General features: G+C 61.1%; 26 protein-coding genes and 1 other annotated feature. Of the genes, 10 read left to right on the top strand and 16 right to left on the bottom strand.

Annotated elements, in window-relative coordinates; genetic code table 11:
- Window positions 1-5: 5 nt before the first annotated feature.
- The 6 genes from hisH to hisL form a co-directional block, all read right to left on the bottom strand.
- Window positions 6-596 (bottom strand): imidazole glycerol phosphate synthase subunit HisH, encoded by a 591-nt coding sequence (gene hisH / locus ACMGF7_RS24165; protein ID WP_004938803.1) that lies wholly within the window; start codon window positions 594-596, stop codon window positions 6-8.
- A complete protein-coding gene (gene hisB, locus ACMGF7_RS24160; protein ID WP_015377254.1) occupies window positions 596-1663 on the bottom strand; it encodes a bifunctional histidinol-phosphatase/imidazoleglycerol-phosphate dehydratase HisB in 1068 nt (355 codons plus the stop codon). Before hisB ends, hisH begins: the two co-directional genes overlap by 1 nt.
- Window positions 1660-2748: a histidinol-phosphate transaminase gene (gene hisC / locus ACMGF7_RS24155; protein ID WP_015377255.1), complete on the bottom strand. Its 1089-nt coding sequence runs from the start codon at window positions 2746-2748 to the stop codon at window positions 1660-1662. Before hisC ends, hisB begins: the two co-directional genes overlap by 4 nt.
- On the bottom strand, window positions 2745-4052 hold the full coding sequence (gene hisD / locus ACMGF7_RS24150; protein WP_004938796.1) for a histidinol dehydrogenase: 1308 nt from the start codon (window positions 4050-4052) through the stop codon (window positions 2745-2747). The genes hisC and hisD overlap by 4 nt, the downstream gene beginning before the upstream one ends.
- Window positions 4053-4056: 4 nt before the next feature.
- Entirely contained in the window at window positions 4057-4956 is a 900-nt protein-coding gene (gene hisG / locus ACMGF7_RS24145) for an ATP phosphoribosyltransferase (protein WP_015377256.1), read from the bottom strand.
- Between the two features lie 70 nt (window positions 4957-5026).
- Window positions 5027-5153: a sequence feature (His leader region), on the bottom strand.
- On the bottom strand, window positions 5129-5176 hold the full coding sequence (gene hisL, locus ACMGF7_RS24140) for a his operon leader peptide (protein ID WP_100396937.1): 48 nt from the start codon (window positions 5174-5176) through the stop codon (window positions 5129-5131). (Overlaps the previous feature by 25 nt.)
- Window positions 5177-5405: 229 nt before the next feature.
- Here hisL and ACMGF7_RS24135 point away from each other — a divergent pair, with 229 nt between their 5' ends.
- A complete protein-coding gene (locus tag ACMGF7_RS24135) occupies window positions 5406-6230 on the top strand; it encodes an SDR family oxidoreductase (RefSeq protein ID WP_015377257.1) in 825 nt (274 codons plus the stop codon).
- Between the two features lie 6 nt (window positions 6231-6236).
- On the opposite strand, the gene ACMGF7_RS24130 is transcribed toward ACMGF7_RS24135, so the two are convergent.
- A complete protein-coding gene (locus ACMGF7_RS24130) occupies window positions 6237-7151 on the bottom strand; it encodes a LysR family transcriptional regulator (protein WP_049187404.1) in 915 nt (304 codons plus the stop codon).
- A gap of 248 nt (window positions 7152-7399) precedes the next feature.
- Between ACMGF7_RS24130 and speB the strand changes: the two genes are divergently transcribed.
- The 3 genes from speB (at window position 7400) to ACMGF7_RS24115 (ending at window position 10709) form a co-directional block, all read left to right on the top strand.
- Window positions 7400-8332, top strand: a complete 933-nt coding sequence (gene speB / locus ACMGF7_RS24125) for an agmatinase (RefSeq protein WP_015377259.1) — start codon at window positions 7400-7402, stop codon at window positions 8330-8332.
- Window positions 8333-8409: 77 nt separating this feature from the next.
- Window positions 8410-9795 carry a sodium:solute symporter gene (locus tag ACMGF7_RS24120; protein WP_420286746.1) on the top strand — a complete coding sequence of 462 codons (1386 nt, stop codon included), beginning with the start codon at window positions 8410-8412 and terminating at the stop codon, window positions 9793-9795.
- Window positions 9796-9899: 104 nt separating this feature from the next.
- Window positions 9900-10709: a nitrilase family protein gene (locus tag ACMGF7_RS24115; protein ID WP_099982694.1), complete on the top strand. Its 810-nt coding sequence runs from the start codon at window positions 9900-9902 to the stop codon at window positions 10707-10709.
- A 74-nt stretch (window positions 10710-10783) separates the two neighbouring features.
- On the opposite strand, the gene ACMGF7_RS24110 is transcribed toward ACMGF7_RS24115, so the two are convergent.
- Window positions 10784-11767, bottom strand: coding sequence for a magnesium and cobalt transport protein CorA (locus tag ACMGF7_RS24110; RefSeq protein WP_015377262.1), 984 nt, complete (start codon window positions 11765-11767; stop codon window positions 10784-10786).
- An 11-nt stretch (window positions 11768-11778) separates the two neighbouring features.
- On the bottom strand, window positions 11779-12198 hold the full coding sequence (locus ACMGF7_RS24105) for a GNAT family N-acetyltransferase (protein ID WP_049241084.1): 420 nt from the start codon (window positions 12196-12198) through the stop codon (window positions 11779-11781).
- A 131-nt stretch (window positions 12199-12329) separates the two neighbouring features.
- Between ACMGF7_RS24105 and ACMGF7_RS24100 the strand changes: the two genes are divergently transcribed.
- Complete coding sequence (locus ACMGF7_RS24100; RefSeq protein ID WP_004938764.1) at window positions 12330-13430, top strand: PQQ-dependent sugar dehydrogenase; 1101 nt, start codon at window positions 12330-12332, stop codon at window positions 13428-13430.
- Window positions 13431-13443: 13 nt separating this feature from the next.
- On the opposite strand, the gene ACMGF7_RS24095 is transcribed toward ACMGF7_RS24100, so the two are convergent.
- Window positions 13444-14064, bottom strand: a complete 621-nt coding sequence (locus ACMGF7_RS24095) for a glutathione S-transferase family protein (protein WP_197800778.1) — start codon at window positions 14062-14064, stop codon at window positions 13444-13446.
- A gap of 89 nt (window positions 14065-14153) precedes the next feature.
- Entirely contained in the window at window positions 14154-14810 is a 657-nt protein-coding gene (locus tag ACMGF7_RS24090) for an HAD family hydrolase (protein ID WP_197800779.1), read from the bottom strand.
- A gap of 107 nt (window positions 14811-14917) precedes the next feature.
- Here ACMGF7_RS24090 and ACMGF7_RS24085 point away from each other — a divergent pair, with 107 nt between their 5' ends.
- The gene (locus ACMGF7_RS24085) at window positions 14918-15154 is read left to right on the top strand and encodes a hypothetical protein (protein ID WP_156865407.1); all 237 of its coding nucleotides are present in this window, start codon (window positions 14918-14920) and stop codon (window positions 15152-15154) included.
- Entirely contained in the window at window positions 15099-16121 is a 1023-nt protein-coding gene (locus tag ACMGF7_RS24080) for an isopenicillin N synthase family dioxygenase (protein WP_033633490.1), read from the top strand. The genes ACMGF7_RS24085 and ACMGF7_RS24080 overlap by 56 nt, the downstream gene beginning before the upstream one ends.
- Before the next feature lie 59 nt (window positions 16122-16180).
- On the opposite strand, the gene ACMGF7_RS24075 is transcribed toward ACMGF7_RS24080, so the two are convergent.
- A complete protein-coding gene (locus tag ACMGF7_RS24075) occupies window positions 16181-17326 on the bottom strand; it encodes a trans-sulfuration enzyme family protein (protein WP_420286745.1) in 1146 nt (381 codons plus the stop codon).
- Window positions 17327-17338: 12 nt separating this feature from the next.
- Window positions 17339-18706, bottom strand: coding sequence for a pyridoxal-phosphate dependent enzyme (locus ACMGF7_RS24070; protein WP_048322651.1), 1368 nt, complete (start codon window positions 18704-18706; stop codon window positions 17339-17341).
- A gap of 467 nt (window positions 18707-19173) precedes the next feature.
- Here ACMGF7_RS24070 and ACMGF7_RS24065 point away from each other — a divergent pair, with 467 nt between their 5' ends.
- Window positions 19174-20379 carry a serine hydrolase gene (locus ACMGF7_RS24065; RefSeq protein ID WP_015377270.1) on the top strand — a complete coding sequence of 402 codons (1206 nt, stop codon included), beginning with the start codon at window positions 19174-19176 and terminating at the stop codon, window positions 20377-20379.
- A 94-nt stretch (window positions 20380-20473) separates the two neighbouring features.
- On the opposite strand, the gene ACMGF7_RS24060 is transcribed toward ACMGF7_RS24065, so the two are convergent.
- The 3 genes from ACMGF7_RS24060 to ACMGF7_RS24050 all read right to left on the bottom strand — a co-directional run bounded on the left by ACMGF7_RS24060 (window position 20474) and on the right by ACMGF7_RS24050 (window position 22364).
- Window positions 20474-20965 carry a fimbrial protein gene (locus ACMGF7_RS24060; protein ID WP_274851953.1) on the bottom strand — a complete coding sequence of 164 codons (492 nt, stop codon included), beginning with the start codon at window positions 20963-20965 and terminating at the stop codon, window positions 20474-20476.
- A 19-nt stretch (window positions 20966-20984) separates the two neighbouring features.
- Window positions 20985-21791: a fimbrial protein gene (locus ACMGF7_RS24055; protein ID WP_049241086.1), complete on the bottom strand. Its 807-nt coding sequence runs from the start codon at window positions 21789-21791 to the stop codon at window positions 20985-20987.
- 243 nt (window positions 21792-22034) lie between these two features.
- Complete coding sequence (locus ACMGF7_RS24050; RefSeq protein WP_004938734.1) at window positions 22035-22364, bottom strand: hypothetical protein; 330 nt, start codon at window positions 22362-22364, stop codon at window positions 22035-22037.
- 664 nt (window positions 22365-23028) lie between these two features.
- On the opposite strand from ACMGF7_RS24050, the gene ACMGF7_RS24045 reads away from it, so the two are divergent.
- Window positions 23029-23550: a fimbrial protein gene (locus ACMGF7_RS24045; RefSeq protein ID WP_049241088.1), complete on the top strand. Its 522-nt coding sequence runs from the start codon at window positions 23029-23031 to the stop codon at window positions 23548-23550.
- 78 nt (window positions 23551-23628) lie between these two features.
- The gene (locus ACMGF7_RS24040; RefSeq protein ID WP_015377273.1) at window positions 23629-24165 is read left to right on the top strand and encodes a fimbrial protein; all 537 of its coding nucleotides are present in this window, start codon (window positions 23629-23631) and stop codon (window positions 24163-24165) included.
- Window positions 24166-24203 lie beyond the last annotated feature (38 nt).

Genomic DNA, 24203 nt, shown 5'->3' with positions numbered 1-24203 from the left:
GCTGCCTACATCTCCAGAAAGTTTTTCAACAGTTGCGCGCCGGCCGCTCCAGATCGTTCTGGATGAAACTGCACGCCGAAGAAATTGTCTTTTTGCACGGCGGCGGTGAAGGGCTCGCCGTAGTTCGCCTGGGCGATGGTGCTGGGGCATATCGGCATCGCATAGCTGTGTACGAAATAGAAGTAGGCGCCGTCATCGATGCCGCGGAACAGATGGTGGCCCGCCTGCGCGGACACCTGGTTCCAGCCCATGTGCGGCAGCGGCAGGCCGAAGTCGGTCATCTGCTTGACCGGCGTATCGATAAGGCCGAGCGTGGTCACGCCGCCGTTCTCTTCGCTGCTGGCCGCCAGCAGCTGCATGCCGAGGCAAATGCCCAGCACCGGCTGCGTGCAGGCCCTGATCAGTTCGATCAAATCGCGCTCGCGCAGCTGATCCATCGCCGCCTGCGCAGTGCCGACGCCCGGCAGGAACAGCTTGTCGGCGCGCAGCACGATCTCCGGATCGCGGCTCACCTCCGGCTGATAACCCAGGCGCCGCACCGCGTAGGTGACGGAGGCCAGGTTGGCGCAGCCGGTATCCAAAATCACCACGTTCATCACAGCACTCCTTTCGAACTCGGCAGGGTATTGCCCTCGACGCGGATCGCCTGGCGCAGCGTGCGGCCAAACACTTTGAACAGGCTCTCGACCCGGTGGTGGTCGTTTTTGCCCTTGGTCTTCAGGTGCAGCGTGCAGCCCATGGTGTAAGAGAGCGAACGGAAGAAGTGCTCGACCATTTCGGTGCTGAGATCGCCGACGCGCTGATAGTTGAACTCGGCCTTGTACTCCAGGTGCGGGCGGCCGGAGATATCCAGCGCGCAGCGCGCCAGGCATTCGTCCATCGGCAGCACGAAGCCGAAGCGGGCGATGCCGCGCTTGTCGCCGAGCGCCTTGTTTAGCGCTTCACCCAACGCCAGGCCGGTGTCCTCTACCGTGTGGTGATCGTCGATATACAGGTCGCCTTTGACGTCGATCTCCATGCGGAAGCCGCCGTGGGTGGCGATCTGATCCAGCATGTGATCGAAGAAGCCGACGCCGGTTTTGATCTTGCTGCCGCCTTCGCGATCCAGCCAGACGTTGACGTCGATCTGCGTCTCTTTGGTCACGCGATTAACCCGCGCGTGACGGTCACGCAGGGTCAACTGGCGCACGATCTCTTTCCAGCCCAGCACGCCGCGCTGGTAACGCAGCCCCTGGATGCCCATGTTTTCCGCCAGCTGCACATCGGTCGGCCGATCGCCGATCACGTAGCTGTGGGCGGTATCGAGCACGCCGGGTTCAAGGTAGCCTTTCACCAGCGCGGTTTTCGGCTTGCGGCAGTCGCAGTTGTCCGCCGGCAGGTGCGGGCAAATCAGCACATCGGCGAACTGAATGCCCTGGGAGCTGAGGATCTGCATCATCAGGTTGTGCGGCGGATCGAAGGTCTCCTGCGGGAAACTGGCGGTGCCGAGCCCATCCTGATTGGTGATCATCACCAGCTGATACCCCGCCTGCTGCAGCGCCAGCAGGGAAGGGATCACGTCTGGCTCGAGCGCCAGCTTATCCAGGCGGTCAACCTGGAAATCTTCCGGTGGCTCGGCGATCAGCGTGCCGTCACGATCGATAAAGAGGATTTTTTGGCTCACATTGGCTCCTGGCGAGTCTGGTTGGCGCCGGGCAGGGCGGACAAGGCGTCCACCACGCGTTGACATTCGTCGCGGGTGCCTATGGTGATGCGCAGGCAGCCGGACAACCCGGGCTGTTTGTTTTGGTCTCGTAAGATAATGCCCTGATCCCACAAGCTTTTAAACACATTACTTGAGGCGGTGAAGCGAGCCAGCAGGTAATTGCTGTCGCTGGCGAAAACCTGCTCGACGCAGGCGCATTTCTCCAGCTGTTGCTGCAGCCAGCTGCGGGTGGCTGCGATGTCGGTGACGCGCTGGCGCATGGTGCGGATACCTTCTTCGCTCAGCGCCTGCGCGGCGATATCCGCCACCGGCGTCGAGAGCGGGTAAGGGGCGATCACCTTCAGCAGCAGGGCAATCAGATCTTCATTGGCGAGCGTAAAGCCGCAGCGCAGGCCGGCCAGCGCAAAGGCCTTCGACAGCGTACGCAAAATAGCCAGGTGCGGGTAGTCGCTCAACCAACCGGCTACCGAAGCCTGCGGGCAAAACTCGATATAGGCTTCGTCCACCGCGACGATCGCCTTGCCTTTGGCCAGCTCCAGCAGGCTGCGCAGAGAGTCCGGGTCGATCAGGTTGCCGGTCGGGTTGTTCGGGCTGCAGACGTAGATCAGCTTCACGTTGTCCAGGCTGTCCGCGATGGCCGGCAGATCCAGCTGCCAGTCCTCTTTGGCGGCCACGGTGCGGCGCTCCACGCCAAAGGTTTCGGCGCTGACGGCGTACATGCCGTAGGTCGGCGGGCAGAACAGAATGGCGTCTTTGCCCGGCTCGCAGAAGGCGCGGATCAGCAGCTCGATGCCTTCATCGGCACCGCGGCTGACCAGCACCTGCTCTTTCTTCACCCCGGCATAGGCGGCGTAGCGTTCGATCACCTGCGCCGGCTGGCACTCCGGATAGCGGTTGAAGGTTTGCGCGGTCAGCTGGAATTCCGGGGCGATCGGGTATTCGTTGGCGTTCAGCCATACGTCGCCCTTGCCGCCGAGGCGGCGCGCCGATTGATAAGGGGTCAGCTCGCGAACGTTGGCGCGCGCCAGTTTTTCGATGCTCATGCTTGCTCCTTCAGGGCGGCGACGCGCAGGGTCACGGCGTTCTTGTGGGCGATCAGCTGCTCGGCGGCAGCCAGCGTCTCGATGGTGGCGGCCAGGTTGCTGAAGCCCTGCGGCGTCAGCTCCTGCACCGTCATGCGTTTTTGGAAATCGGCCAGCCCAAGGCTGGAGCAGGTGGCGGTGTAGCCGTAGGTCGGCAGCACGTGGTTGGTGCCGGAGGCGTAATCGCCGGCGGATTCCGGCGACCAGTCGCCGAGGAACACCGAACCGGCGCTGGTGATGCCGTCCACCAGTTCGCGCGCATTGCGGGTCTGAATAATCAGGTGCTCCGGGCCGTAGCGGTTGCTGATCGCCACGCACTCAGCCAGATCGCGCGCTACGATCAGGCGGCTGCTCGCCAGCGCCTGACGGGCGGTCTCGGCGCGTGGCAGCTCGGCCAGCTGACTTTCCACCGCTTCGGCCACCGCTTGCGCCATTGCCGCGTCCGGCGTCAGCAGGATCACCTGCGAATCCGGGCCGTGTTCGGCCTGCGACAGCAGATCGGAAGCGACGAACGCCGGAGTGGCGCCGGCGTCGGCGATCACCAGCACCTCCGAAGGGCCGGCCGGCATGTCGATGGCCGCGCCATCAAGGCGCTGACTGACCTGCCGCTTGGCTTCGGTCACGAAGGCGTTGCCCGGCCCGAAGATCTTCGCCACGCGCGGCACGCTCTCGGTGCCGAACGCCAGGGCAGCGATCGCCTGCGCGCCCCCGACCTGAAACACTTCCTGCACGCCGCACAGCTGAGCCGCATACAGGATCTCATCGGCGATCGGCGGCGGTGAGCACAGCACCACCCGGCGGCAGCCGGCGATGCGTGCCGGCGTCGCCAGCATCAGCACGGTGGAGAACAGCGGCGCCGATCCGCCGGGAATATACAGGCCGACCGAGTCGATGGGGCGGGTCACCTGTTGGCAGCGCACGCCCGGTTGCGTTTCGACGTCCACCGGCGGCAGTCGCTGCGCGTTGTGGAAGGTTTCCACGTTGGCGACGGCCACCGCCATCGCCTGTTTGATGTCGTCGCCCAACCGCGCGGCGGCGGCGGCGATCTGCTCGGCGCTGACGCGCAGCGCCGAGACTTCCGCCTTGTCGAAACGGGCGCTATAGTCGCGCAGCGCCCGATCGCCGTTGGCCTTCACGTTGTCGAGGATCTCGCTCACCGTGCGGGTGATGCTGTCAGAGGCGGCGATGGCCGGGCGCATCAGCAGCTCGGCCTGGCGTTCGGCGCTGCTGGTCGCCCAATCGATCGGCGTGTTGAAGGTCGACATGGCGTTACTCCATCATCTTTTCAATCGGCAGCACCAGAATCGAGCTGGCGCCGAGCGCTTTCAGTTTTTCCATGGTTTCCCAGAACAGGGTTTCGCTGCTCACCATGTGCATCGCCACGCGGTTCTGCGCGCCGGCCAGCGGCAGAATGGTCGGGCGCTCGGCGCCCGGCAACAGCGCGACGATCTCGTCCAGTTTCTCGCTCGGCGCGTGCAGCATGATGTATTTGGATTCACGCGCCTGGATCACGCCCTGAATGCGGGTCATCAGGCGATCGATCAGCTGCTGTTTGGCTTCCGGCATTTCGCCGTCGCGCTGGATCAGGCAAGCCTTGGAGCGGTAGATCACTTCTACTTCACGCAGGCCGTTGGCCTCCAGCGTGGCGCCGGTAGAGACCAGATCGCAGATGGCGTCGGCCAGACCGGCGCGCGGCGCCACTTCCACCGAGCCGTTCAGCAGGCAAGATTTGAAGCGCACGCCCTGCTTGTCGAGGTATTGCTTCAGCAGGTGCGGGTAAGAGGTGGCGATGCGGGCGTCCTGCAGGCTTTGCGGGCCGGCGTATTCGGCGTCGAGCGGGGTGGCCAGCGACAGGCGGCAGCCGCCGAAATCGAGGCGGCGCAGCGTGAAGTAACGCGGGTCTTCGCCCTGGGCGCGGCGGCTGAGCAGCTCTTCTTCCAGCACGTTTTCGCCGATGATGCCGAGATCGACCACGCCGTCCATCACCAGGCCCGGAATATCGTCGTCGCGCACGCGCAGGATATCGATCGGCATGTTCTCGGCGAAGGCGATCAGACGCTGCTGCTGCAGGTTGATCTTGATGCCGCAGCGCGCCAGCAGTTCCTGGGATTCATCGCTCAGGCGGCCCGACTTCTGCATTGCGATCCGTAAACGTGTCTTGTCCAGCATGGTAACCTCTGTTTAATCTGTAATTTTATGAATTTATTGTAAAAACTATTCTTTCTGTCTGTCCGGAGCCAAAAAAAAACCCTCGGAAGAAATCTTCCGAGGGCTCTCTCTTGCGTTCTGCGCGCCACTGGAAGATTAACAAACCGTCTTCCAGCACTCATCGCCTGAAAGACTAGTCAGGGTGATGGTGATGATGGTGGTTGAACTGAACGCGTGTCATGGTGTTTTTCTCTAATCAAAAGCCGGTAAAAACCGTATGCCAATTAAGCTAAACTATCCGCTGTCCACCGCGCAACCCTTTTTTAACGTCATAAATTTAATTTATTGAAACAGGTTAGGTTATTAGCCACAGACAGCTTTACCTGACCTTAAGCCGGGCAGATTGTATCGCCGTGCGCAGTGGCGTAGCCTTAGGGGTAGGGCGCTGCGATCTTCAGGAGAGGAAGAGGATGAAAAAGGTAGCCATTATTGGTTTGGGTTGGCTGGGCATGCCGTTGGCGCTGTCGCTGATGGGGCGCGGGTATGACGTGGTCGGTAGCAAAACCACGCCGGACGGCGTCGAGGCCGCGCGCATGAGCGGCATCGAATGCTACCAACTGGAACTGACGCCGGAGCTGGTGTGCGATCCGGACGATCTGGAATCGCTGCTGCGCGTGGATGCGTTGGTGGTGACACTGCCCGCTCGCCGCACCGTCGAAGGCAGCGAAAACTATTTCAATGCGGTGCGCATGCTGGTGGACAGCGCGATGGCCTTTGGCGTGCCGCGGGTGATCTTCACCAGTTCCACCTCGGTGTACGGCGAAACCGCAGGCACGCTGCGCGAAGAGTCGCCGTTGCGGCCGGTCTCGCCGTCAGGGCGAGTGTTGGCCGAGCTGGAACGTTGGCTGCATGAATTGCCGAACACCTCGGTGGACATTCTGCGCCTGGCGGGGCTGGTGGGCGCCGATCGTCACCCCGGCCGCTTCCTGGCGGGCAAACTCGACGTGAAGGGCGGTTCGCAGGGGGTAAATCTGGTGCACCAGGACGACGTCATCGCCGCCATCCAACTGTTGCTGAAGCTGCCGAAGGGCGGCCACGTGTACAACCTGTGCGCGCCGCGTCATCCGGCCAAGCGCGAATTTTATCCGGCGCTGGCCGAGCAGTTGCATCTGGAGCCGCCGCAGTTCGCCGACGAGGCGGAGCAGGATGAGCGGCTGGTGGACGGCAACCGCATCTGCAACGAGCTGGGTTTTGAGTATCAGTATCCCGATCCGGCGCGTATGCCGGTCAGTTAACGTCCGTCAGGCCCCGCGCATGCGGGGCTTTTTTTCGCCGGCGCGCGCCAAATCCTCCAGCAGCGCGTTCAACGCCTCGTTGGGCTGGACGGGGCGGCTGACCAGGCTAAGCGTGGCGCGATAAGAGAGCGCCGTGCCGCCCAACTGCCGCAGCAGCCCCTGTTCCACCCAGCGCGCCGCGTAGTGGGTGGGCAGATAGCCAAGACAGGTACCGCTCAGCACCAGATGGGCGACGCTTTCCATATGGTGAGCCACCGCCGCCAAGTGAGGCGGCGCGATCGGGCACAGCTGCTGCGCCAGCAGGTAGCCGCGCTTGACCCAGCGCGCGTTTTCAATCTGCTCGCGCTCGGGTTCTTCCACCGCGAACAGTGGGTGATCCGTGCTGCAGTAGATTGCCTGTATTTCCTCCAGCCACGGCTGATAACGTAACTCCTCCAGCTGTTGGCCGAAGTAGCCGATGCCCAGATCGAGCTGCTGGTGCAGCAGCCCTTGCTCAATCTCGTTCGGCGAACAGATGCGGCACTGCAATTGCACGTCCTGATGGCGCCGCTGAAAGTGCTTGATGGCCTGGCTGAACGGATTGCCCGGCAGCGAAACCAGATTGTCCACCAGACCGATTTGCAGATCGCCGGTCAGCAGGCCGTTCAGCGACTGGCTGACCCGGGTGAAGTCGCGGGCGGCGTTGAACAGCGAACGGCAGGCGATCAGCATGCGTTCGCCCTTGGGCGTCAGCCGGAAGCCGGAGCGCCCGCGTTGGCACAGGCGAAAACCCAGTCGGGTTTCCAACGAGGCCAGATGGGTGCTGATGGTGGATTGGTTCATCAGCAGCGCTTCCTGCGCGGCGCTGACGCCCTGGGCTTCCGCTACCGCGACGAACACCCGCAGCAGTTTCAGATCGATATCGCTTAGGTTGGTGAGCATTCCCCCTCCGCAGAACGTCGGCCGGTTAACCTATTTTTAACATCGAAGAAATAGGTGCGGCGCTGAAGATATGGCCTTTCTTATGGCATGAAGTTGAAATAAAAATCAATACTTCAATGGGTTAGTTGCATCGCGTTTTCCGATGTTTACATGCAAAAGCGGGAATGGTAGCCGAGGTGGCCAACAGGGTAGCCTGCGAATGTTGCTCAAATGTTTCAATCCATCGCAGATAACGACAAGGAAACGCCATGCTGAACCAACCCCAAAGCGGTAACGATATGCCGCGCTTTGCCGGCCTCCCCACCATGATGCGCCTGCCCGCGGCAGAACAGGCGCGCGGTCTGGACGCCGCCTTTGTCGGCATTCCGCTCGATATCGGCACCTCCAACCGCAGCGGCACTCGCTATGGCCCGCGCCAGATCCGCCAGGAATCGGTGATGATCCGTCCTTACAACATGGGCACCGGCTCTGCGCCGTTTGAACGGCTGCAGGTGGCCGATCTGGGGGATGTCGCCATCAACCCCTACAGCCTGGCGGACAGCGTGCAGCGCATCGAGGCGGCTTACCACGAGATCCTGGCGCACGGCTGCACGCCGTTGACGCTCGGCGGCGATCACACCCTGACGCTGCCGGTGCTGCGCGCCGTCGCCCGTCGTCATGGCCCGGTCGGGCTGATCCACGTCGATGCGCATTCCGATACCAACGAGGAGATGTTCGGCGAACAGCTGGCGCACGGCACCACCTTCCGCCGCGCGTTTGAGGAAGGGCTGCTGGCGCCGGAAAAGGTGGTGCAGATTGGCCTGCGCGGCAGTGGCTATGCGGCGGACGACTTCGACTGGTCACGCCGCCAGGGCTTTCGTGTGGTGCCGGCCGAGGCCTGCTGGCACCGGTCGCTGACACCGCTGATGGCGGAGATCCGCGAACAGATGGGCGAAGCGCCGGTTTATCTCAGCTTCGATATCGACGGGCTGGATCCGGCCTTCGCACCGGGCACCGGCACGCCGGAGGTCGGCGGGCTGTCGGTCTGGCAAGGGCTGGAGATCGTGCGCGGCTGTCATGGACTGAACCTGGTCGGCGGCGACGTGGTGGAGGTGTCGCCGCCTTACGATCGCTCCGGTAACACCGCGCTGCTGGCGGCCAACCTGCTGTTTGAAATGCTGTGCGTGCTGCCGGCCCGCTGAGGCCGGCGCACTGACTCTACCGGCGGAGCGGTTGCGTCGGGGCCCCTGATAACAATAACTACGGAGTGGAGGTACCCATGAATCTCGATCTGCTGGTCGTGGTGTTTTACTTTCTGGTGATAGGCGCGGTGGGGTGGATGGGCATTCGCCGCGCCAATTCCAAAGAGGCGTATCTGGTGGCCGGGCGCAACCTGGGGCCGGGGCTGTATCTGGGCACGCTGTCGGCGGTGGTGCTCGGCGGCGCGTCGACCATCGGCAGCGTCAAGCTCGGCTACACCTACGGCATCTCCGGCGTCTGGCTGTGCGGCGCGCTGGGGCTGGGCATTGTGGTGCTGAGTCTGGTGCTGGCCAAGCCGCTGCTCAAACTGAAGCTGTATACCGTCAGCCAGGTGCTGTCGCGGCGCTATCACCCGGCGGCGCGGGTCACCAGCGGCGCGATCATGCTGGCGTATGACCTTATGGTGGCGGTGACCTCGATCATCGCCATCGGCAGCGTGATGCAGGTGATGTTCGGCCTGTCGTTCAGCGCGTCTATCCTGCTCGGCGGCGGGCTGGTGGTGCTGTATTCGACGCTGGGGGGCATGTGGTCGCTGACGCTGACCGACATCATTCAGTTCATCATCATGACCGTCGGCATGATGCTGGTGCTGATGCCGATGAGCATCGTCAAGGCCGGCGGCTGGGAGGCGTTCACCAGCCTGCTGCCCGCCGGTTACTACCAGCTGTCGTCGATCGGGCTGGACACCATTCTGGTGTTCTTCCTGATCTACTTCTTCGGCATTCTGATCGGCCAGGACATCTGGCAGCGGGTGTTCACCGCCCGCAGCGCCAATGTGGCGCGCTTCGCCGGGCTGGGGGCGGGCGTCTATTGCGTGCTGTACGGCGTGACCGGCGCGCTGATCGGCATGGCCAGCAAGATCGTGCTGCCGTCGCTCAGCAACACCGACGGCGCCTTCGCCGCCATCGCGCAGGCGGTGTTGCCGGTTGGCGTCAGCGGGCTGGTGGCCGCCGCGGCCTTGGCGGCGCTGATGTCCACTGCCAGCGCCTGCCTGTTGGCGTCTTCGACCATCGCGCTGGAGGACGTGCTGCCGGCCATCCGCCGTAAACCTTCCGGCGGGCTGGCCGCCGGGCGCTTCACCACGCTTTTCATGGGCGCGGTCATGCTGGGGCTGGCGTTTGTGGTGCGCGACGTACTGGCGGCGCTGACGCTGGCTTACAACCTGTTGGTGGGCGGCATGCTGATCCCGCTGGTGGGGGCGATCTTCTGGCCGCGCGCCACCAGCGTTGGGGCCATCGCCAGCATGCTGACCGGCAGCCTGTGCGTGGTGGGGCTGATGATCTGGCACGGCATCGACGCCAACAGCCCGATCTACGGCGGTCTGCTGGGCGGCGGCGTCGCCTTCGTGCTGGGCAGCCTGCTGAGCCGCCCGACGCCGCAGCTGCAGGCTCAAACTGAACGCTGAGGCGCGATCCGGGCTTTTATCACGGCGCCTTTACTGATTTACTGAGGAGCAGGGCGCATCGCCGCCCTGTCGGTTTAACGGTGAGGGTAAGGAGAAGGTGAGCCATGGGTAAAATCAGCGTCGCATGCTGCCAGTTAGCGCTGCGGGTAGGGGAAGCAGAGCATAATCGGGCGCAGTCCGCTCAGGCGATCCGTCATGCGGCGCAGCGCGGCGCCAACGTCATCGTGTTGCCGGAGTTGGTGAACAGCGGCTATGTGTTGCGCGATAAGGCGGAGGCGCGGGCGTTGGCCGAGAGCGAAGACGGGCCCAGCCTCAGCCTGTGGGGGGCCCTGGCGCGTGAGTTGGATGTGGCGATCGTCGCCGGTTTCTGCGAGCGGCTGCCCGATGGCGGGGTGGCCAACAGCGCGGCATTGATCGATGCGCAGGGGGTCAGGGCGATTTATCGCAAGGCCCACCTGTGGCATGAGGAGAGCACGATCTTTACCCCCGGCGATCGGCCGCCACCGGTCGTCGAGACCCGCTTTGGCCGGTTGGCGGTGATGATCTGCTACGATCTTGAATTCCCGGAGTGGGTGCGGCTGCCGGCGCTGGCCGGCGCTCAGCTGCTGTGCGCGCCGGTCAACTGGCCGCAGGCGCCGCGTCCGCAGGGCGAACGGCCGGCGGAGATGGTGAAGGCGCAGGCCAACGCCGCCGTCAATCGGCTGTTCATCGCGGTGTGCGATCGCTGCGAAACGGAGCGCGGCGTTGCGTGGATCGGCGGTTCGGTGATCGTCGATGCCGATGGCTACCCGTTGACGCAGAGCCTGGCTGGCGAAGGCATGGCGCTGGCGGAAATGGATATCAGTACGGCCGATGACAAGCGCATCGGCCGCTACAATCATGTGCATCGCGATCGGCGGCCGATGCTGTATTGAAGCTGCGGGGCAGTCGGCGGATCCGGCTGCCCCGCCGATCGTTTCTCCGGCGGGAAAATCCGCCGTTTTGGCGCTTACAGCCAGCCTGATTTCTTCAGCTTCTGATACAGGAAAATACAGCCGACGGCGGTCGCCCCCAGCGTGGCGTGATAGGCCCACGGGAATTTCAACTCCGGCATGTCGGCGAAGTTCATGCCGTACAGGCTGAAGATCACCGTCGGGATAGCCAAAATCGCCCCCCACCCCGCCAGCCGTTTCACCACTTCGTTTTGTTTGACCGTCACCAGCGCCAGATTGACGTGCATGGCGTTGGTCAGCATTTCGCGCATGTCGTCGATGTTGCTGACCACCTGATGCGCGTGATCCTGCACGTCGCGCACGTAGGCGCGCAGCTCTTTCGGGATCACTTCTTCGTGCAGACGGATCAGCTGGTTGCAGATTTCATCCATCGGCAGCGCGGCGTTGCGCAGCGCCAGCAGGTGGCGGCGCAGGGTATAGACGTTCTCGATCGCCGCCTGATCGAACTCCGACTGAAACATGTTGGCTTCGATGTTCTCGATGGTGCTCTCGAAGCGCGTTACCACGCTGCGGTAGTTATCCACCACGAAGTCCAACACCGAATAGAGGGCGAAGCCCGGCCCGCGGCACATCTGCTTGTGGTTCTCTTCCGCCTTGGCGCGGATCGGCGCATAGCTGGGTGAGGCGCCGTGGCGCACCGTCACCAGAAAGTTTTTGCCGACGAAGAAGTGGGTTTCGCCGTATTCGATTTCGTCGTGCTCGCCCCACTGCGCGGTTTTCACCACGATGAACAGCGAGTCGCCGTAGGTCTCCAGCTTCGGCCGCTGGTGCGCACACAGCGCGTCTTCGATCGCCAAATCGTGCAGGCCGAACTCCTCCTGCACCTTGCGCATAAACGCCGGTTCCGGCTGCCGCAACCCCAGCCAGACGAAGGTGTCCGGTTGTTTGACCACCTCGCTGATATCGTCGATGGTCACTTCGCCCAGCCGTTGGCCGGCTTTGTACGCCACACAGTTCACCACCATGCTTTTGCTGTCCATCTGTCCATCCATCAATCAGTCAGGGTTTTGGTAAGAAAATAGCACTCATGTTCCACCGGATACTCTTTCAGCGTCATTTGCAGCTGATAGCCGAGCTTTTCGTAGAACGGTCGCGCCTGGAAGCTGAAGGTGTCGAGACGGGCGTAGCGGCAGCCGCGCGCCTGCGCCTCGTGCTCGGCGGCGCGCATCAGCCGGCCGCCGAGGCCGCTGCCGCGCTGGGTATCCGCCACCCACAGCCACTCGATGCTCAGCCAGTTGCCCCAGGTTTCGGCGGTCAGCCCGCCGATCACCGTGCCGGCCTCGTCGCGCGCATAGACGCTGAGCGGCTTGCGGTGGCTGGCGTCGATATGCGGCAGGTTGTAAGCGCGCAGGCCTTGCCTGATCGCATCGAGGGTATGTTCGTCAATCGCGTCGGTAACGGTAATGTCCATTTTTCCTCCTGGGTTATGGATTAACTTAAGCACACTGCGGCTAAAAGGCAACCCGTTGAAATGTAATGTAAACACCCATTGCGACGGGCTGGGCTACACTAAACGGGTCATTTCATCTTCAGGAGGACGCCATGCCCCGATTGACTCTGCTGGCCGGTTTGCTGCTGTGCAGCGGCCTGCTGCACGCCGCGCCGACGGTCAGCCAATTGCAGGACGGCCTGGAACACCCATGGTCGCTGGCCTTCTTGCCGGCGGAACAAGGCCTGCTTATCACCGAACGGCCCGGCCGGCTGCGGCTGTGGCTGCAGGGCAAGGGCCTGTCGCCGCCGATCGCCGGCGTGCCGCAGGTCTACGCCGAGGGGCAGGGCGGCCTGCTGGAGGTGTTGCCGGCTCCCGACTTCGCCGCCAGCCGCCGGGTGTACCTGAGTTTCGCCGAACCGGGCGAGGGCGGCAAAGCCGGCACGGCGGTCGGCTATGGCCGCCTGAGCGACGACGGCGCGCGGCTGGAAAACTTTAAGGTGATCTTCCGTCAGCAACCCAAGCTGTCGGTCGGCAATCACTTTGGCGGCAAGCTGGCGTTCGATCGGCAGGGCTACCTGTTTATCGCGCTGGGCGAAAACAACCAGCGGCCGACGGCGCAGGAGACTGACAAACTGCAGGGCAAGCTGGTGCGGCTGACCGCCGAAGGCGCGGTACCGCCGGACAACCCCTGGGTCGGCCAGGCAGGTAAACGCCCGGAGGTTTGGTCTTACGGCCACCGCAATCCGCAAGGGTTGGCGCTGAACCCGTGGAGCGGCGCGATCTGGGAGCATGAGCACGGTCCGCGCGGCGGCGATGAGCTCAATATCCCGCTGCCGGGTAAAAACTACGGCTGGCCGCTGGCCACCTATGGCATCAACTATTCCGGCCAGCCGATCCCGGAGGCCAAAGGAGAACGGGTGCCCGGCACCGAACAGCCGCTGCACTATTGGCGGGTTTCGCCCGGCCTCAGCGGCATGGCGTTTTATGACGGACAGCGTTTCCCCGCCTGGCGGCATTCGCTGTTCATCGGCGCACTGGCGCAAAAGGCACTGATTCGCCTGACGCTGGAGGGGGACAAAGTGGTGGCGGAAGAGCGGCTGCTGGGCGATCGCGGCGAACGCATTCGCGAGGTGCGCAGCGGGCCGGACGGCTACCTGTATCTGCTGACGGACGAACGGGACGGCAAGCTGCTGAAGGTCGGGGCGTCGTAACGCCCCGCACGCGTCAGGTGAGCTCGCTCATCACGCCGCGCTGATAGGCCGGGCGTGCGCGCAGTTGCTGATACCAGCGCTCCATGTTCGGCCGCGGGCGGCGGGCGATCGGCATTTCGAACCAGGCGTAGGCGAAGCTGCCGAGCGGGATATCGCCGAAGCCGAACGCGTCGCCGGAGAGGTAAGGCTGGTGCGCCAGCGTCTGTTCAATGACGGCGAAGTGTTTTTCCAGCGTGGCGATCGCCGCTTCGATTTTCGCCATGTCGCGCAACTCTGGCGCAGTGCGGATCAGGCCCCAAAAGACGATGGTGAAGGCCGGAGCGATGGTCGAGGTGGTCCAGTCCATCCATTTCTCGGCGGCGGCGCGCGCCTGCAGATCTTGCGGATAGAACGTCGCGTCGCCGAATTTCGCCGCCAGGTAGCGCACGATGGTGTTGGACTCCCACAGCACGAAGTCATCGTCCTGCAGTAACGGCACCAGGCCGTTCGGGTTCAGCGCGCGGTAACTCTCTTCGTTGACCTTGCCAAACGCCCCGCCGGCGTTGATGTGGGTATAGCTCAGCCCCAGTTCGGCGGCGCACCACAGCACCTTCCTGACGTTGTTCGAATTCTCACGACCCCAAATGGTCAGCATGGGATAACTCCGTTAGCGGATTAAAGACCCTTAATACCTACGCCACAATGCGCTTTTTGTCACACCGCAGGGCATTTTTTGTCTGCCGCTCAACGCTCCCAGCGGCACACTTCCCAGCCGTGCTCCGCCGCCAGCGCGCTCAGTTCGCTGTCGGGATTGATCACCGTGGCGCTGTCGACGAATTGCAGCATCGCCTTGTCGTTGAGAGAGTCGCTGTAGCCGTGGCTGTGCTCGAACTTCAGATGCGGGTGCTGCGCCAGCCAGTGCTGCAGGCGGATCACCTTGCCCTGTTGATAGGTCATGGTGCCGTAGGTGTTGCCGGTGAAGCGGCCGTCGCTGATTTCCACGCCGATCGCCAGCGCATCGTCGGCGCCGAGCTGTTCGGCGATCGGCGCCACCAGGTGTTCGCCGGTGGCGGAGACCACCAGGATGCAGTCGCCGCGTTCGCGGTGCCACTGCAGGCGTTCACGGGCGGCGGGATAGACGCGCGGCAGGATGTCGCGCCGGATGTAGCGTTGCACCCAGCCGGCCACGGTTTGCACGCTCAGGCCGGTCAGCGGCGCCAGCGTGGCCTGCATGTAGTCCTCCATCGACAGCTTGCCCTGATAATAGAGCTGCATCAGTTGCTGCTCCTGCAGTTCCAGCTCCGCCGGCGCGAACCCCTGGCCGACCAGCCAGCGGATCCACAGGCTGGCGCTGTCATCGTCAATCAGGGTTTCATCCAGGTCGAATAAGGCTAAATCCATCAGTATTTCTCCGGCAAGCAGGGTATGAGGTCGTTTACAGGATAGCGGATAGCGCACGTCGCCAGCCAGCGGCGTCGGCGAAATTGCGCAGAGCATAAGAAACATTGATGACGGTTTTGCGACAGTTTGTTGAACGTTTGCATATCTTAGAACGCAACAATATTGGCCGCCCCGGCGAGCGCGGTGGTAACTATGGGGCAAATGCAGCCACCCGCTGGGGAGGGTCAATGTTGATTATTCGCCTGTACGGCAGCCCGATCGTAATCGGGGAAGAAGAGGAACCGCATGATGACGCACCTGACGACGCTGAAGACGTTGCCGCTGCTGGATCTTTCGCAGCTTGACGGTGATGCGCGCCGGCGGCGCGCTTTTCTTGACGATTTGCGCGCGGCGGCGCGCGACGTCGGTTTCTTCTATCTGCGCGGTCACGGCGTGGACGGCGCGTTGAATGCGCGGTTGCAGCACGCCGCGCGACAATTTTTCGCCCTGCCGGAAGCCGACAAGCTGGCGGTGCAGATGGTGCATTCGCCGCACTTTCGCGGTTACAACCGGGCGGCGGCGGAACTCACGCGCGGGCAGCCTGACTGGCGCGAGCAGTTCGATATCGGCGCCGAACGCCCGGCGCTGACGCTGGCTGACGACACGCCGCGCTGGGCGCGTCTGCAGGGGCCAAACCAGTGGCCGGCGGCGCTGCCGGCGCTGAAACCGCTGCTGCTGGAGTGGCAACAGGCGATGACCGCCATGTCGCTGCGGCTGCTGCGCGCTTTCGCGCTGGCGCTGTCGCTGCCGGAGCAGGCTTTCGATCGCTTATACGGCGAGAAGCCCAACGAGCACATCAAACTGATCCGCTACCCGGGGCGGGAGGCCACCGCCAGCGCACAGGGCGTCGGCGCGCACAAGGACTCCGGTTTCCTCAGCTTCCTGCTGCAGGACGCGCAAAAAGGGCTGCAGGTGGAGGTCAGCGAGGGGCAGTGGATAGACGCACAGCCGCGTGAAGATACCTTCGTAGTGAACATCGGCGAGCTGCTGGAGCTGGCGACCAACGGCTATCTGCGCGCCACGGTGCACCGGGTGGAAACGCCGCCGGCGGGGAGTGACAGATTATCGATCGCGTTCTTCCTCGGCGCGCGTCTGGACGCGGTGGTGCCTCTGTATCAACTGCCGCCGCAGCTGGCGGCGCAGGCGCGCGGCCCGGCCAGCGATCCGCTCAATCCGCTGCTGCGCGACGTGGGGTATAACTACCTGAAAGGCCGCATCCGCTCCCATCCCGATGTGGCGCACCGTTTTTATCAGGACGTCATCGGCCTCTGAACGCCGGGCGTAAAAAAGCCCGGCGCGTCGGCCGGGCTGATCGAGCGCTGATGCGGCGATTATTCCGCCAGCGCCTGCTGCAGATCGGCGATCAGATCTTCCACATCCTCAATCCCCACCGACAGGCGCACCAGCTGCGGCGTGATGCCGGTTGCCAGGCGCTGTTCCAGCGGAATGGAGGCGTGCGTCATGCTGAACGGCTGGCTGATCAGGCTTTCCACGCCGCCCAGGCTTTCCGCCAGGGTGAACAGGCGCGAACGCTGGATGACCCGGCGCGCATAGGCGTCGTCGCCTTTCAGCCGTACCGAGATCATGCCGCCGAAGCGCGTCATCTGGCGCGCCGCCAGTTCGTGCTGCGGGTGGCTCGGCAGGCCGGGATAGTAGACGTTTTCCACCTGCGGCTGGCTCTCCAGCCACTGGGCGATGCGCAGCGCGCTGTCGCTGTGACGCTGCATGCGCAGCGCCAGGGTGCGGATGCCGCGCAGCGTCAGGAAGCTGCTGAACGGATCGAGAATGCCGCCGACCGCGTTTTGCAGGAAACCGAGCTGTTCCGCCAGCGCCGGGTTATCGCCCACCGCCGCGACGCCGGCCACCACGTCGGAGTGGCCGTTGAGGTATTTGGTGGCGGAGTGCACCACCACGTCAAAGCCCAGATCCAGCGGGCGTTGCAGATACGGCGAGGCGAAGGTGTTGTCCGCCACGCTGATGAGCTGGTGCTTTTTGGCGATCGCGGCGATGGCGCTCAGATCCGCCAGCTTGAGCAGCGGGTTGGTCGGCGTTTCCACCCAGATCATTTTGGTGTCCGGCTCGATCGCCTGTTCCAGCCCGGCGAGATCCGCCGGCGCCACGTAGGTGACGCGCAGGCCGGCGGTGTGGCTGCGCACTTTTTCCAGCAGGCGATAGGTGCCGCCGTACAGGTCGTCTACCGCGATCAGGTGGCTGTCTTTATCGAGCAGCTCCAGCACCGTGGAGCAGGCCGCCAGGCCGGAGGCGAAGGCGTAACCGCGGCTGCCGCCTTCCAGTTCGGCGATGGCGCTTTCCAGCGCGGTGCGCGTCGGGTTGGCGCTGCGGGAATACTCATAGCCGGTATGCTCGCCCGGCGCCGGTTGGGCGTAGGTAGAGGTGGCGTAAATCGCCGGCATCACTGCGCCGGTCGCGTCCGGGGTGTAACCGGCGTGAACGGTCAACGTATCAAACTTGGCCATAATGAGTCCTTATTAACGTAATTTTTGGCGCCAGGCGTTAAGCACGTCTGTGCGGGTAATCAGGCCGAGGAAGCGCTCGCCGTCGAGCACCACCGCGACGTGGCCATGGTTGAAGGTGGCCTGTAATTCCTCGTAGCCGGCTTCCTTTTGCAGCGTATGAACCTGTTTGGTCATCGCGCTGCCGGCCGTCAGGCTGAAGTGGGCGGCGTCGGCCTGAACGGCGTTCAGCAGATCCCACTCATCGATCAGACCGACCACCCGATCGCCTTCCAGCACCGGTAGCTGCGAGATGTCGTACAGCCGCATGCGGGCGTGCACGATCGCCAACGTGTCGTCCGGCGCGGCGGAAACGGCGGCGCCCTCGTCGTGGCGGTAGGCGATCAGATCGCGCAGATCGCCGTGCTGTGGCTTGCTCAGCAGGCCCTGTTCCAGCATCCAGTGATCGTTATACATTTTAGACAGGTATTTGTTGCCGCTGTCGCAGACGAAGGTCACTACCCGCTTGGGTTCGGTCTGTGCGCGGCAATAACGCAGGGCGGCGGCCAGCAGGGTGCCGGTGGACGATCCCGCCAGCACGCCTTCCTTGCGCAGCAACTCGCGCGCGGTGGTGAAGGCTTCGGCGTCGCCGATGCGGTAAGCGTTGCGCACCTGGTCAAAGTCGCTGAGCGGCGGGACGAAGTCTTCGCCGATGCCTTCCACCAGCCAACTGCCGGCTTCGCCGATATGGCCGTTGTCGAGATAGTCCGCCAGTATTGAACCCGCAGGGTCGGCCAGCACGAATTCCGTCTGCGGCGAAACCTCGGCGAAATAGCGGCTCAGCCCGCCCAGCGTGCCGCCGGAACCGACGCCGACCACGATGGCGTCCACGTCATGCTCCATCTGCCGCCACAGTTCGGGCGCGGTAGTGGTGGTATGGGCCGCCGGGTTGGCCGGGTTGTTGAACTGATCGATATAAAAGGCACCGGGGATCTCTTCCGCCAGGCGTTTGGCGTAATCCTGGTAGTAAGCTGGATGCCCTTTGCCGACGTCCGAACGGGTCAGCAGCACTTCCACCCCCAGCGCGCGCAGGTGGAAGATCTTCTCGCGGCTCATCTTGTCCGGCACTACCAGCAGCAGCTTATAGCCTTTCAGCGCCGCCACCAGCGCCAATCCCAGGCCGGTATTGCCGGCGGTGGCTTCGATGATGGTGCCGCCCGGCTGCAGTTTGCCGTCGCGCTCGGCCTGTTCGATCATCGACAGCGCCACGCGGTCTTTGATCGAACCGCCGGGATTTTGGTTCTCCAGCTTGACGAACAGCCGGCATGGGCCGGTATCGAACTGGGTCAGTTCCAGCATCGGGGTATTGCCAATCATCTCGATGACGGAATGGGGGATCGCCATGACTCATCTCCAGGATTATTCGGTATAAAAGTCTTTGTGCGGATGATAGCGCTGAGGATAAGCGCTTTAAAAAGAACAAATATCGGTTCTATATGCCATTATGGAATATATTAATCTTTTTTGGACGTATGGATGCGCAGATGTTTAGCGGTGCAGATGCTTGGCCGTGTAGCCGTGGGTAGATGCGAAAATGCGCGTCGCGATGCTTTTTTGAACGATAAGTGCGTGCCTGCGTACAGTTATGTAAAAATGCTGAAAATTCACGCTAAACCCTGCAAAAATAAGATAAATCACATAAACTCACAGCAAGGGCATTTTCGGTGCGTTGCGTTACCCATTACGGGCGCCGCAGGGGGTTGCGGCCGGCACGCGCGCACCGGGCCACTCTCGCTGGTTGGCTTAAAACGTGAACATGTTTGAAAGTTAACGCTATTTCAATGGTTTTGAATGGACACTCTGGCGACGTCATGATGAAAAAAAACTTATCCACTTCCCTGAAAAAACTGACCTTCAGCGTAGGCATCCTGTTGCTGGCCGCCCCGGCCGTGCACGCGGCCGAGCCGCCGGCGCCGCCGCAGGTAGACGCCAAGGCCTTCATTCTGATGGATTACAACAGCGGTAAGGTGCTGACCGAAGGCAATGCCGATACGCGTCTCGATCCCGCCAGCCTGACCAAGATCATGTCCAGCTACGTGATCGGCCAGGCGATCAAGGCCGGCAAGATCAAGCCGGAAGACATGGTCACCGTCGGCAAAGACGCCTGGGCGCCCGGTAACCCGGCGCTGCGCGGCTCTTCGCTGATGTTCATCAAGCCGGGCGATCAGGTGCCGGTGCTGGAACTGAATAAGGGCATCGTGATCCAGTCCGGCAACGACGCCAGCATCGCGCTGGCGGACTACGTGGCGGGCAGCCAGGATTCGTTCGTCGGCCTGATGAACAACTACGCCAAGTCTCTGGGGCTGCAGAATACCCACTTCCTGACGGTGCACGGTCTGGATGCGGAAGGGCAGTACAGCACCGCGCGCGACATGGCGCTGCTGAGCCAGGCGCTGATCCGCGACGTGCCGGACGAATACGCGCTGCATAAAGAGAAAGAGTTCACCTTTAACAAGATCCGCCAGATTAACCGCAACCGTCTGCTGTGGAGCAGCAACCTGAACGTCGACGGCATCAAGACCGGTTACACCAGCGGCGCCGGCCACAACCTGGTGGCGTCCGCCACCGACGGCCCGATGCGTCTGATCTCGGTGGTTTTAGGCGCGCCGAGCGATCGCGTGCGCTTTAGCGAAAGCGAAAAGCTGCTGACCTGGGGCTTCCGCTTCTATGAAACCGCGACGCCGATCAAGGCCGATAAGCCGTTCGTCACCCAGAAAGTGTGGTTCGGCGACGTCAGCGAAGTGCCGCTCGGCGTGGCGAAAGACGCCTCGGTCACCATTCCGAAAGGGCAGATGAAAAACCTGAAGGCCAGCTACAAGCTGACCCAACCGACGCTGGAAGCGCCGCTGGCGAAAAACCAGGTGGTCGGCACCATCGATTTCCAGCTGGACGGCAAAACCATCGAGCAGCACCCGCTGGTGGCGATGCAAGAGGTGAAAGAGGGCAACTTCTTCAGCCGCATCTGGGATATGGTGATGATGAAGCTGAGCCAGTGGTTCGGCGGGATCTTCGGCTGAATGCCCTGACACCGCTGCCGCATCGTCGCGTGCGGTTCCTGAAAAAGCCGCAACCTTCCGTTGCGGCTTTTTCATTTTCAGCATCCGTGGCGTTTTAGAAATAGTCCACCAGCATGGTGGCGCCGCTGGAGAAGTCACCTTCCGCCAGGGGGACGGCGCTGTTTTTCACCGGCACCGCATCAAGCGTCGGCGGATTGGCGTAATCGATGTTCAGCGGCGTATTGATGGCGAAAGCCTTGCCGTTGGCCAGCAGTTTGATGCCCAGCCCATTGACGCTGCTGTTCAACACGCTGCTGTCAAAGGCCGCCGCGCTGCCCATGATCTTCATTTTCAGCTGGCGGCTGTTATCCAGAAACTCACACTTGATGCTGTAATCGATGCGTTGCATATAGCGATTACCATCGATACGTTTGATGCCGACCTTGCCAAAGTCGATATCGATAGTGCGCCCGTCGTTGATCACGCAAGGCGGAGGCGCCACCACGGTGGCGGTGATACTGACCTTGGTGCCCTGGTCGGCGGCCTGGGGGGCGGCGCTGATCACACCCAGCGTAAACAGCAGAGCGCAACGCGTTTTCCTCGTCATGTTCATTCTGGCTCCCGTCTCAAGGTGCGCTGAAGATCAGCGTGGCCGAGCCTGACATCGGACCGGTGGCGATGCTGGTGTAAGGCACATTGTTCTTCACAGGCACAAAGGTGACGGTGTCGTTGCCCAGTCCGTTGACGATGCGCGTTCTGAACGTATTGTTGGGTTTCACCACCGCGCCATTGTGCACCATGGCTACGCCGACATTAGGATTGGAGGTCTTGATGAAATCGCTGGAGAAGCCGCTGGCATCGCTGACCATGCGAACCAAAATGTCTTGTGTCGCGCTCTGATCGTCACACCGGTAGCTGAGCGCCTTGTCCTGTTTGATTTGGGCGTCGCTGGCGCCCTGCGTGAGAAAGTCCTGGCGGATCTGACCGAAGTCGACGTTAATCTGCTGGCCGTTGTTGATAGTGCAACTGGTGGTGACGAAGTAGGCGTCGTTGTCGGCGATCAGGCGCCACCGGTAAGGCCCACATTTTGGGCAACCTGACTGGTCATTTTTTTGTTCAAAGTTGATTTGGCCGATGACGTCGCCCTTGTTCACCTTGATATCCTGCGTCGGCGAACGGTTGAGCACGATGTAAACCCTGATGGAAATGCTGGCACTGTTTAGGCCGGTAATCGTCATCACCTGGATACCTGATTGGATCGGGGATAAGTAGTCGGTGCCGTTGATTGTCATACCGTTGGCAAGCGTACCGAAAATGGCGGTGTTCATCGTCAACGCCGGGCTGCCGGTGAGTAAAATATCTTTCCAGTTGGCGACGTCGTTTTTACAGGTCACCTGGCTGACGTTGACGATTTCATTTTTCCCGATGGACAATTCAGGGCCTATCTTTACCCTGACGTCGACCGGCGTCATTGAACCACCCTGACCAATGCTCCCGCCGTCGGAGGTTTTACAGGTAAATGCATTGGCGTTACCAATGAGGACGAAAAAAGATAATGCCAGGCAGTGTTGTAAAAATAGGATGGTTGTTTTTCTCACAATAATATCCCGATTATATAGTGTCATTTGGCTAGGTGCCGCCACGAAATAGGGCTAATTAGGCTGGCTGTGCCAGCGTTATTCCGTTAAATGAGAATAAGGCGCATCTATTCCTGGTATTTCCTTGTTGTCAGCTGGCAGTAGGGCGGTGGGGTACCACCTCAACGAGTTGTTGATGGAACCGTCCGTTACGAGCACTTCTTGTTTGGCGACGAGTTCCAACAGCAGTAGCCGGGCGCGGTAAACGCCGACGTTGACGGCGTTGGCCAGTTGTCGGGTAGACAACCACAGATGCTGAGGTGGCAGTCCGGTGTCGGGACATTGACGGGGCGACTGCGCGAATAATGTTTGCAGCAGATCGTGCTGCAATTGCCGTATTTCCTTTTGTTTTGGAGATAACGCTTCCATAGCACTTCCTCTGTATTTCGATTGCTGTATTCCTAAGAAAAAACAAAGTTTCACTGCCTACCAATAACGAGGTAAATCGCGAATCAAGAAAAATCCTATCTATTTATCAGGATTGAAAAAAAGGGGGTTCCCACTCCGTTTCTACCTGTTTGCAGGCTGGGGGAGTGTCACGCAGAAACCTAAAGTTTTGGTTTATTATATTCACAAAGAGCGGCTTTGCGATCTGATTAATTGTGAAACAGAGAAAAACAGGATATTGCACTATAAAAGTATTTTTTACGATCTATGAGCCTAAAAATAACACTAAATTAACTTTAATTAGGAAATAAATTGCGAATGTTCGTCTTGATCAAAAAAAGACTTTTTTTGCTGGTGGGCATTTGCCAGAATATTCACCGCCAGACAAGAAGGGCGGATTAGAAAGTATTGGTCTCTGCTTGTTGTGATTTCGTTTATTTTTCATATGACGGATTCATTAATGGGTAGACCGCTGCAGACTTGCCGTTATCGACGTATCTATTGTCGGTTTCTTTGGTTTTGGCAGTTAACCAACCAGCAAGATGCTAAAGAATCAGGGCTGCGCATATATAAGCGCGAGCAGATTTCCTGTTGCTCTTTTTCTTGATTGGAATATGCATTTTTTCTTATAAGGAATATAGGTTCTATGAAACTTAACAAAATCATGATGGCTGCAGTGATTGCATTTGGCGCAAGTTCTTTTGCACAGGCAGCCGATCAGGGACACGGTAAAGTGACCTTCACGGGTTCTATTATTGATGCGCCATGCTCTATTGCACCCGAGTCGATCGATCAGACCGTAGATCTGGGCCAGGTTTCTAACGTGGCGTTGAAAAACGGCGGCAAATCCAACCCGCGTCCGTTTGAAATCAAGCTGGAGCAGTGTGATACCACTACGCTGAAAACCGTTAAAACCACCTTCAGCGGCATTGCGTCGTCAACCAACAAAGATCTGTTGGGTATCGCGGGGACCGCCAGCGGCGCCGGCGTAGCAATCACTTATGGCGGCCAGCCGATCAAACTGGGTCAGGCGACTGCGGCACAGACGCTGAATACTGGCAACAACAGCCTGAACTTCTCCGCTTACCTGCAGGGTGAAGGCGCTTCCGCAGCCATCGTCCCGGGCGATTTCACCGCCGTAGCCGACTTCACTCTGGCTTATCAGTAAGTGAGACCGCTGGCTTAATCAACCAGGCATGGGGCACGCCGCATGCCTGGTGACTCTCTGTGTCAAAGGAATGTCGCGATGTTTTTTTCAAGGAATCGGGCGAGTGCCGTTCTTTTGGCGTCGTTGGCGTTTGCGCCCGGCAGTGCAATTTCCGCCGCACAGGGGTGGGGCAAAGTCAGTATGCACGGCGCCATTATCGACACTGCCTGCGCCATTGCCGCCGGCAGCCGCGATCAGACAATCGATATGGACACGCTTCCTATCGGACAGATCATTCGTGACGGCCAGGGAATGACTAAACCTTTCAGTATTGAATTGGTTAATTGCATTTTGGAACGTCCGGAAAACAAGCCTGATTGGAAATTCTTTCAGGTCACGTTTGATGGTTTGGCGGAAGGCGCTTTGTTTGGCGTACAGGGCGATGCGCGCGGCATCGCATTGAAGATAAAAGACAGCCGCGGCAGGCCGGTTATTCCAGGGGAGCCGTTGCCGATGGAGGGAATAATACCGGGCAACCGAGTGCTGAATTATTCCATGACGTTAATGCCGAATCACCAGCCGTTGAAGGTGGGAGCGTATTTTTCCACAGTGCGTTTTAAGCTGGATTATTTTTGATTTTTTTTCGTACTGACGGTTAATTCGTTATTGAAAGG

Source organism: Serratia sp. BNK-17 (assembly GCF_048684935.1).
GTDB classification, from domain to species: Bacteria; Pseudomonadota; Gammaproteobacteria; order Enterobacterales; family Enterobacteriaceae; genus Serratia; species Serratia nematodiphila.
This window is presented reverse-complemented; position numbering and strand designations above follow the sequence as displayed.